This is a genomic window from Streptomyces sp. AcH 505 (genome assembly GCF_000818175.1).
In the GTDB taxonomy this organism is placed as follows: domain Bacteria; phylum Actinomycetota; class Actinomycetes; order Streptomycetales; family Streptomycetaceae; genus Streptomyces.
In genome coordinates, this window is record NZ_JTIY01000001.1 from 1,921,073 (window position 1) to 1,930,153 (window position 9,081).

At 69.1% G+C, this 9,081-nt stretch carries 12 protein-coding genes and 1 pseudogene; 2 read left to right on the forward strand and 11 right to left on the reverse strand.

Annotated elements, in window-relative coordinates; translation table 11 throughout:
- Positions 1-294 precede the first annotated feature (294 nt).
- Positions 295-732 (forward strand): D-aminoacyl-tRNA deacylase, encoded by a 438-nt coding sequence (gene dtd, locus HY68_RS08925; RefSeq protein WP_041986642.1) that lies wholly within the window; start codon positions 295-297, stop codon positions 730-732.
- A 70-nt stretch (positions 733-802) separates the two neighbouring features.
- Here the strand turns inward: dtd and HY68_RS08930 are convergent, their stop codons facing one another.
- From HY68_RS08930 to HY68_RS08960, 6 genes are all read right to left on the reverse strand, one after another.
- Positions 803-1,768 (reverse strand): glycine cleavage T C-terminal barrel domain-containing protein, encoded by a 966-nt coding sequence (locus HY68_RS08930; RefSeq protein WP_041986645.1) that lies wholly within the window; start codon positions 1,766-1,768, stop codon positions 803-805.
- A 10-nt stretch (positions 1,769-1,778) separates the two neighbouring features.
- Positions 1,779-2,225, reverse strand: a complete 447-nt coding sequence (locus tag HY68_RS08935; protein ID WP_041986648.1) for a Fur family transcriptional regulator — start codon at positions 2,223-2,225, stop codon at positions 1,779-1,781.
- 87 nt (positions 2,226-2,312) lie between these two features.
- Positions 2,313-2,885, reverse strand: coding sequence for an FABP family protein (locus tag HY68_RS08940; protein ID WP_041986650.1), 573 nt, complete (start codon positions 2,883-2,885; stop codon positions 2,313-2,315).
- Between the two features lie 246 nt (positions 2,886-3,131).
- Complete coding sequence (locus HY68_RS08950) at positions 3,132-4,013, reverse strand: hypothetical protein (protein WP_041986655.1); 882 nt, start codon at positions 4,011-4,013, stop codon at positions 3,132-3,134.
- Positions 4,010-4,816, reverse strand: a complete 807-nt coding sequence (locus HY68_RS08955) for a hypothetical protein (RefSeq protein ID WP_041986657.1) — start codon at positions 4,814-4,816, stop codon at positions 4,010-4,012. The genes HY68_RS08950 and HY68_RS08955 overlap by 4 nt, the downstream gene beginning before the upstream one ends.
- Positions 4,813-5,529 (reverse strand): hypothetical protein, encoded by a 717-nt coding sequence (locus HY68_RS08960; RefSeq protein ID WP_041986660.1) that lies wholly within the window; start codon positions 5,527-5,529, stop codon positions 4,813-4,815. The genes HY68_RS08955 and HY68_RS08960 overlap by 4 nt, the downstream gene beginning before the upstream one ends.
- Before the next feature lie 104 nt (positions 5,530-5,633).
- Here HY68_RS08960 and HY68_RS08965 point away from each other — a divergent pair, with 104 nt between their 5' ends.
- Entirely contained in the window at positions 5,634-6,002 is a 369-nt protein-coding gene (locus HY68_RS08965; protein WP_041986663.1) for a DsrE family protein, read from the forward strand.
- Here HY68_RS08965 and HY68_RS08970 read toward each other — a convergent pair.
- From HY68_RS08970 to HY68_RS08990, 5 genes and pseudogenes are all read right to left on the reverse strand, one after another.
- The gene (locus tag HY68_RS08970) at positions 5,996-6,265 is read right to left on the reverse strand and encodes a DUF3099 domain-containing protein (RefSeq protein WP_041986666.1); all 270 of its coding nucleotides are present in this window, start codon (positions 6,263-6,265) and stop codon (positions 5,996-5,998) included. The genes HY68_RS08965 and HY68_RS08970 overlap by 7 nt on opposite strands.
- 105 nt (positions 6,266-6,370) lie before the next feature.
- Positions 6,371-6,658 carry a DUF1416 domain-containing protein gene (locus HY68_RS08975; protein WP_028439550.1) on the reverse strand — a complete coding sequence of 96 codons (288 nt, stop codon included), beginning with the start codon at positions 6,656-6,658 and terminating at the stop codon, positions 6,371-6,373.
- Positions 6,659-6,705: 47 nt separating this feature from the next.
- The gene (locus HY68_RS08980) at positions 6,706-7,545 is read right to left on the reverse strand and encodes a sulfurtransferase (protein WP_041986673.1); all 840 of its coding nucleotides are present in this window, start codon (positions 7,543-7,545) and stop codon (positions 6,706-6,708) included.
- Positions 7,546-8,014: 469 nt separating this feature from the next.
- Positions 8,015-8,764, reverse strand: coding sequence for a DUF2993 domain-containing protein (locus HY68_RS08985; RefSeq protein ID WP_198533238.1), 750 nt, complete (start codon positions 8,762-8,764; stop codon positions 8,015-8,017).
- A gap of 67 nt (positions 8,765-8,831) precedes the next feature.
- Positions 8,832-9,081, reverse strand: a pseudogene (locus HY68_RS08990) (hypothetical protein); the annotation flags it as partial.

The window sequence follows — 9,081 nt, forward strand, 5'->3', positions numbered from 1 at the left end:
CGGCGTCCTGGCCGGTGTCGCCGGCCGTCCGCTGCGCCGGTGGCCGCGACCCGGCCGCTTCGCCCGGCAGGGCGGGGCTGCTGCCGGTCCCCATGGTCGTACGGGTCGTCGGTACGGGACCGGGCGACTGCCCGGCTCCAGATGTGCTCATCGCGCGTGCTTCCCCTCACTCCGCTGGGGAGACCCCCATCCCTCGACCGGTGCGCGAGCGCACCGCCTCCCTGCATCGTGCCACTCATGCGGCTGCCCGTGCGGGCACTCTGCACCCGTTCGGCCCCGGATAGGTTGGTCCGTATGCGAGCTGTGGTGCAGAGAGTCGACGGCGCGAGCGTCGCCGTCGTGACCGGATCAGGGACGGAAACCGTCGGCGAGATCATCGGCGAAGGGCTGTGTGTGCTGGTGGGAGTCACCCACGAGGACACGAAGGAGAAGGCGGCGCAGCTGGCCCGCAAGCTCTGGTCGATACGGATGCTGGAGGGCGAGAAGTCCTGTTCGGAGGTGAACGCCCCGCTCCTGGTGATTTCGCAGTTCACTCTCTACGGGGACGCCCGCAAGGGCCGCCGCCCCACCTGGAACGCCGCCGCGCCGGGGCCCGTGGCCGAGCCGCTGGTCGACGAGGTGGTGGCGCAGCTGCGCGCGCTGGGCGCGCAGGTGGAAACGGGCCGGTTCGGGGCGGACATGCGCGTCTCGCTCACGAATCACGGCCCGTTCACGGTGCAGCTGGAGATGTGACCGCCCGCGGGGGCGTGGAGATGTGACCGCCCGCGGAGGCCTGGAGGTGCGACCGCCCGCGGGGCGCGGCTCAGACCTCGACGACCGACTCCTGCGCCGCCGCGGTGTCCCCCGCCATCAGCTCGGCGTCCAGCGGCACGTTGCGCTTCACCAGCGCCAGTGCGATCGGCCCCAGCTCGTGGTGGCGGGCGGACGTCGTGATGAAGCCGAGCTGGCGGCCGTCCTCGCCGTCGGCTGCGAGCCGGACGGGCGTGCCGTGGCCCGGCAGGTGCACGTCGCTGCCGTCCAGGTGCAGGAAGACCAGCCGGCGCGGCGGCTTCCCCAGGTTCTGGACCCGCGCCACGGTCTCCTGGCCCCGGTAGCAGCCCTTGTCCAGATGGACGGCGGTGCCGAGCCAGCCCAGCTCGTGCGGGATGGTCCGGTGGTCCGTCTCGAAGCCGACGCGCGGCCGGTGGCCCTCGACGCGCAGCGCCTCGTAGGCGAGCGTCCCCGCGAGCGGACCGTGCGCCGCCGCGTACGCCTCAAGCTCCGCGCGCGGCAGGAAGAGGTCGCGGCCGTACGGGGTCTCCCGTACGACGACACCGTCCGGCGCCTCCGTGATGGACCCGGCAGGCAGATGGACGACCGCGAAGTCCTCGGTGCGGTCGGCGACCTCGACGCGGTAGTAGAACTTCATCGATTCCAGGTACGCGACGAGCGCGTCCTGCGTACCCGGCTCGACGTGCACCCAGACCGTCTCGCCGTCGTCCACGAGATACAGCGCGTGCTCGATGTGGCCGTTGGCGGAGAGGATCAGCGCCTCGGTCGCCTGTCCCACCGGCAGCTCGCTGACGTGCTGCGTGAGCAGCAGATGCAGCCAGCTCAGCCGGTCGGCGCCGGTGACGGTCACGACTCCGTGGTGCGACAGGTCGACCAGCCCCTTGCCGTCGGCAAGGGCGCGCTGTTCACGGAACAGATCGCCGTAGTGGGCGGCGACACCTTCGTCCTGTCCTTCGGCGGCGACAGCTCCGGGCAGCGACAGCAGAGGGCTCTTCATGCTTATCAGCCTACGACTCGCCGCGAGCGGCGCGTTCGGCGCGAGCCGTGCAGTCTCGGCAGCGGCCGAAGATCGCGAAGTGTTTCATGTCGGTCGTGAAGCCGAAGTCCTCGCGCAGCTTGTCCGCGAACTCGGCGGCGACCTTGGTGTCCGCCTCGATCACGTTCCCGCAGTCGCGGCAGACCAGGTGGATGTGGTGGTGCCGGTCGGCGAGGTGGTACGTCGGCGCTCCGTGGCCCAGATGGGCGTGGGAGACCAGCTCCAGCTCCTCCAGCAGCTCCAGCGTCCGGTAGACGGTGGAGATGTTCACGCCCGACGCGGTCTTGCGCACTTCGCAGAGGATGTCGTCGGGCGTCGCGTGTTCCAGTGAGTCGACGGCTTCGAGGACAAGCTGGCGCTGGGGCGTCAGCCGGTAGCCGCGCTGTCGCAGGTCGCTCTTCCAGTCGATGCTCACCACGGCCCCAGTGTAGGCAGCCGGTGCGGCGGAACGGACCGCTCCGGCCCGCCGTTCCTGGTTGCCGGGTTACTTGAAGAACGTGCCGGGTTACTTGAAGAAGGCGATGCCGTCGTCGGGGAGGTCGCCGAGGTCCTTGGCCCAGGCGGCGACCTGCTCGGGGCTGACGACCTTCTTCAGATGCGCCGACATGTACGGCCGCAGCGGAACCTCGGGCGTCGACTTCTCGCCCACCCACATCAGGTCGCTGTTCACATAGCCGTAGAGCCGCTTGCCGCCGCTGTACGGGCCGGCGCTCGCGGTACGGGCCACCGCGTCGGTGACCAGGTCGATCTGCGGCTTCTGGTCGGCCAGCTCGCCGTACCAGATCTCCACCACGCCCTGGTCGCGGACCATCACGACCTCGACCTTGCGGTCCTCGTCGATCCGCCAGAAGCCGGACTCCGACTCGATGGGGCTGACCTTGTTGCCTTCGGTGTCGAGCGCCCACGTGTGCGAGACGTACTCGATGAAGTCCCGGCCGTCGTGGCTGAAGGTGACTTCCTGGCCGAAGTTGGCCTTCTCGTCACCGGGGAAGTCGAAGACACCGACGCCTTCCCAGCGGCCCAGGAGAAAGGCGAGGGGGACAAGGCCCGGGTTCAGGTCGGACGGGATCTCGATCATGAGCGGCTCAGTCTCTTGGCTGGGTCTTGGTGGGAATTGCCGGTGCTGGAGGCTGTCAGCGCTGGCCCTGGTACAGCTTCTTCACGACCAGGACGGTGAAGGCGAGCACGGCGACGCAGACCAGGATCAGCAGAGAGGTGTAAGTGTCCTCAAGCACGGAGTGCTCCTCGGATGAGCGGGATGAGCGGAACGGCCGGTCCCCAGCCTAATGGGTGGGGACCGGGCCTTCTTCCGGAGGTGGGCCGGTCAGCCGAGCAGCTGGCTCTGCAGCAGCAGCGTCTGATGGAACGGCACGGCGGGAGCGGTGCCCTTCTTCTCCTCGATCACCAGCGCGAGGGTGTCACCCGCCAGCACGTACGCCTGCCGCACATGGGTGGCCCCGTACGGCTTGAGCTCGGTGAACACGCTGACCGAGGTGTCCGAGACCTGGAGATCGCCGGGCCAGCCGTTGTCGAGGGTGGTCTGGGGCGCGGAGGTGAGCGGGGTGCCGGCGTCGAGGCCGGCGTGGGACTGGATCTGCGCGTCCTTGTAGTCGTTGGCCGCGCTGACCGACAGGAACGCCAGCAGGTAGATCCGCGTGCTGGTGCCGTCCGGCATCGTCCAGCCACGCGCCGCGATGTGCCGTACGGGGAGGTTGCGCAGGCCCGACGCCATGACCTCGCGGCTGTCCGCCTCGTACTCCGAGAGGTACTGGGCGTTACTGATCCAGCCGCCGGTCAGCTTCTTGTCCTGGACGGCGCCCGCAGGCGCGGGCAGGAGCAGCTTCCGCAGGTCGGCGTAGTGGATCTCACCGTCGTTGCCCACGGTGAAGGGGCGCGGGGAGCCCGCGGGCAGCGCGGGGAGGGACAGCTTCGGGTAGTCCCAGCGGCCGTCGCTCCGCGTGGCGAGGCCGGGGACGTCGTCGCGGTCCATGCCGGTGATGCCGTAGGCGACCCCGCCGCCGACCCCGGCGAAGACCACCGCCGCGAGTGTCCACCGGGCGACCGCGCGCAGCACGCGCCGGGGCGGCCGGACGCCGACGACCGGCGGCTCGTTGGGCGGGGGCGGGAACGCGCCGAGCGGTACGGGCGCGGGCTCGGCGGCCGGTACGGTCGCGTCGGCCGACAGCGGGGTGATCTGCTCGGTCATACGGCCTTCCCCGGGGTGTCGATACGGTCGAGCTGGTCACCGAGCAGGCCGGCGACCTCGGACGCCGCGAGCGGCTCCGTACCGAAGGCGTTCACCTTGATGAAGAGTTCGCCCTTGTACGCCGTGCACACCATGTAGCGGGGATCGAACTCCAAGCCCTCGGGCGCCAAGAAGCACTTGGCGTTCTTCTGGCCCTTGACGGCAGGACCCTTGTGTCCGCCGATGCTCGAAGCGTTCCGGTACATGTCCGCCACGGCCGAGCGGTCCTTCATCTGCGTCACGAACGTCTCGACGACCAGGTCGCCGGTCGCGGCCACGTAGGAGCGTGCGGCCATGCCCTTGATGCCGACCTTCTCGATCTCCTTGTTCATCTCGGTGCGCACCCTGCTCGGAAGGCCCTCACCGCTGCCCTTCAGGAGCGCTCTGGCCTGCTGGGCCGAGAGCGAGGTGTCGTTCCCGAACTCGTCGAGGTCAGGACCGAGGCGGTAGCCCTCGGGCGCGGGCAGCAGTTGCTTGCTCAGCTCGGTGTCGGTGCGGCCCTTGTACGCGTTCGCCGCCGGATCCCGGTTCGGTTTGGCGCGTGCCGCCAGCCACAGCTTGGTGGGGACGGTCCTGTCGGCACCGTCGACGGTGGATTTGACGTACACCGCACCGCCGCCGACGGCACCGAGCACGAGTACGACGGGCAGTGCGATCCCGAGGATCCGGCGCACCCGGCGGCGGGGCGCGGGGACCTGCGGGACGTCGTCCGGTGTGACCGGCGCGGCCTCCGGCGCGGGCGTGCTGACTTCTTCCTCGTTCACAGGCGCTCCATCTGCCGCTCGGCCAGCGTCCTGATGGCGCTCTCGCGGATCGTGCCCCTGTCGAAGATGTCGATCTCCATCATGATGTCGCCGCGCCAGGCCACTGCTCTGGCCCTGTCGCGCGACTGGTGACGGGGGTTGTCGTACACCCAGTAGCGGCCGTCGTCGGTGCCCTCGATCACCGAGCCGTTGTTGCCGGCCGCGGTCGCTTCGGGCATGTACGACTGCTGGTCCAGCGCATAGCCGGCGGCGTCCTGGAACGCGCTGGGTTTGAACTGGACGAGGGTGACGACCACCTCACGGTTCTTGCCTTCGTTCCAGGAGACGTTCACGGCCCGCCGGAAACTGGGGGCCAGCGACGTGATCAGGGATTCCGGGTCGGCGAAGTGGCCGGCGTAGGTGTCGAGCGCCATCCAGCCGTCCTCGCTCCCCTCGACCTTGGTCGCGCCCCTGGGCTTGCTGATCAACAGCTTCCGCAGGTCGCCCGAGGTCTTGAGCCCGGCGTCGTGCGCCACGGTCAGCGGCTCGGGCTCCTTGCCCTCGGGAAGGGACTTCGCCGGGTACGCCAGACCCGGCTGGTTCAGCGGCGGCAGCGCCTTCGGCGCGCGGTCCGCCTGTACGGCGTATCCGGTCGCCGTGCCGGCGACGACGCCGAGCACGGCCGCCGCGACGACGATCAGCGTCGTACGGCCGCGTCTTCGTTTCGTTTTCAAGGGGGTCCCCCACGAGACCTGGCTGCAGGTACCAATTACCTGCGCACAGAGCTGACTTGCGAGAGGGAAACGCGGTTGTACAGGGGCGGATTACAGTTCGGTATATGCAATCGGCGAAGAAGCTCGTGATCAAAGTGACGGCCGGGGCCGACGCCCCCGAGCGCTGTTCCCAGGCCTTCACGGTGGCGGCCGTCGCCGTCGCCAGCGGTGTCGAGGTGTCCCTGTGGCTGACGGGCGAATCCGCGTGGTTCGCGCTGCCCGGCCGGGCAGCCGAGTTCGAACTCCCCCATTCGGCGCCGCTGCCCGACCTGATCGAGTCGATCCAGGCCGGCGGACAGATCACGCTCTGCACCCAGTGCGCGGCCCGGCGGGACATCGCGGAGAAGGACCTCATCGAGGGCGTACGGATCGCCGGGGCGCAGGTCTTCGTCAGCGAGATCATGGCCGACGGCGTACAGGCCCTCGTCTACTGAGGGCGGCGGGGGCGCTTCTTGTCGTCCATCTCGTCCCACCACTCGTCCGACTTGGCGTCGTCCGGCGGCTCGTCCCACCAGCGGTCGTCCTTGCCCCGCCGGTTTCCGACGATCGCGGCGACGGGCGGGATGACCATGGCCACCACGGCCATGGCGACGGCGGCCGGAACCGACCACAGCCGCACGAAGGACCAGGCGGAGACGAACAGGACCAGGCATCCGCCCATGAGCAGGAAATAAGCGCGACGCCGTCGCGTGTACATGTTTCCAGCGTACGACGGCACGAAGGACCGCACCCCTTCCAGTGAGCGTCCGACTCCCCTGGGGTGCGGTCCTCCGGCCGATCAGCAGTTCCGGTCAGACAGCTGTCAGACGGCGATGGCGACCTCGGAGAGACCGCCCGTCTGCGCGACGACCGTACGGTCGGCCGTGCCCCCGGGGACCAGTGCGCGCACGGTCCAGGTACCTTCCGCCGCGTAGAAGCGGAACTGCCCGGTCGCCGAGGTGGGCACCTCGGCGGTGAACTCACCGGTCGAGTCCAGCAGGCGTACGTAACCGGTGACGGGCTCGCCGTCACGGGTCACGGAACCCTGGATCGTGGTCTCACCGGGCTTGATCGTCGAGGCGTCCGGGCCGCCGGCCTGTGCTCCACACATACTGTTCAGTCCTCCGGGGTCAGGCGTGATTGCTGGTCGGGACGTGCTTACTTGGCGGCGCCGAGCTCGATCGGCACGCCGACGAGGGACCCGTACTCGGTCCACGAGCCGTCGTAGTTCTTGACGTTCTGGACACCGAGCAGCTCGTGCAGCACGAACCAGGTCAGCGCGGAGCGCTCACCGATACGGCAGTACGCGATGGTGTCCTTCGCCAGGTCGACCTGCTCGTCGGCGTAGAGCTCCTTGAGCTCGTCGTCCGACTTGAAGGTGCCGTCGTCGTTGGCGTTCTTCGACCACGGGATGTTGCGGGCGGACGGGATGTGGCCCGGACGCTGCGACTGCTCCTGCGGGAGGTGCGCGGGGGCGAGCAGCTTGCCGCTGAACTCGTCGGGCGAGCGCACGTCGACCAGGTTCTGGCTGCCGATCGCGGCGACGGCGTCGTCACGGTAGGCACGGATCGAGGTGTCCTGCGCCTTCGCCTTGTACGTGGTGGCGGCGCGCTCGGGCACGGCGTCGACCAGGTCGCGGGAGTCCAGCTCCCACTTCTTGCGGCCGCCGTCGAGGAGCTTGACGGAGTCGTGGCCGTACAGCTTGAAGTACCAGTACGCGTACGACGCGAACCAGTTGTTGTTGCCGCCGTAGAGCACGACCGTGTCGTCGTTGCCGATGCCCCTGGCCGACAGGAGCTTCTCGAAGCCCTCCTGGTCGACGAAGTCGCGGCGGACCGGGTCCTGGAGGTCGGACTTCCAGTCGATCTTGACGGCGTTCTTGATGTGGTTCTTGTCATACGCCGAGGTGTCCTCGTCGACCTCGACGATGACGACCTTCGGGTCGTCGATGTGGGCCTCGACCCAGTCGGCGTCTACCAGGACGTCACTACGGCTCATGCTGTTCTCCTCCGGGGCAGGTGCGGCGAGATGGTGCGGGTTCGTGGACAGTCTCCGGGCGCCAGAGGCGCGAAGGGGGGAGACCCGCTGAACGGCGCGGGGGTGGCCCTGGGCCGCCTGACACGGTCGGGGGCCGGGAATGCGGGAATGCGAATGTCCCGCTCAGACAGTGCGACAGAGCATGGCGGAAACGCGGCACAGGTCTACTGCCCGCCGCTTGGTGAGATCCGCGCGGCCTCCTTGCGGAAGGCCACAGATGAAGCACTGCATAGGGTCGATCGTAAGGACGTGGCGGCGGCAATGTCACCGGTGTGTCACATGATGAGACGCGATCGTCCACTCCGTGAGAATTTTTGCTCACGCGTGCGATTTCCCGGGCCCGGCGGCGCTCCCCCGGTCACATTTCTTCTACGAGCCGGACACCGTCGTCTCACCATCCGGCCCGGTGCGGGCCGCCCCTGAGCCCGGCTCAGCTGGTCAGCGAGACGTCCGTGCCCGTCCCTGAGAAGCGCAGTCCGTCCGGGGACGCCGTCACCTTGCTGAGCGCGACCGACGACGGCATTCCGTCGATCTTCAGGTCGTAGTCGATCAGCTTCTGGAGCTGTTCGTCCAGGCCGGGCACCGGCAGGTCGGGGAGGCTCTTGGCACGCAGCCGCACGGTCTTGCCGTCCGAGACGGACACCTCGCTGTACGCGGTGAAGACCTTGTCGCCGAGCAGGGCCGCGACCGCGTCCGGCATCGGGATGCCCGCGCCCTTGAGGATGTCGGTCAGCTTGCCCGCCACCTTGACCTGCCCCTTGGCCGCGCGCTCAGGACCCGCGTAGCTGACGGTCGCGCCCTTGGGCGCCGAGCCGCTGAGGTCGGCGTACGAGATGCTGGCCGCGCCGTCGGCCTGCGAAGCGGTCGCCGACGAGAAGCTGCTGTTGATCCGGACGTCCTTCAGGACCGCCCGCACCTCGGTGACCCGGACCGAGTGGCCCTCCGTCGTGGCGGTGACCCCGTCGAGGGTGATGTCGACCTCGTCGAGCTGGGAGTTGGCCACCTGCGTCAGGAAGGGAAAGCCCTTGATGGAGACCTGGGGATCGCTTTCCAGGCCCTGGCTCGACTTGATCTTGTCGGCGACCTTGCCCTCGGCGAAATTGACCGCCAGCCGGTCGGCGGCGACGAAAAGACCCGCCAGGATCACGACAAGAATCAGCAGTATTCGAAGCCCACGCATCGCTCGGTGTCCCCCACCATCGGTCGTACACGTCCCCCTGACGACCGTGAGCCTAACGTGACGACGATCAGGTCAGCGCTCGCCCCAGCAAGTAGACGGCGGGTGCCGCGGCCGCCAGCGGGAGGGCCACACCAGCGGTCATATGGACGAAGCGGGACGGGTAGTCGTAACTCGCCGCACGCAGTCCGATCAGGGCGCATACCCCGGCGCCGAGGCCCAGCAGCGCGCCGCCCGACCCCAGGTCGGTGAAGCCGCCGACCGCGATCCCGGCGCCCGCCGAGACCAGCAGCGCCACCACGACGGACGCGACCGCGGGC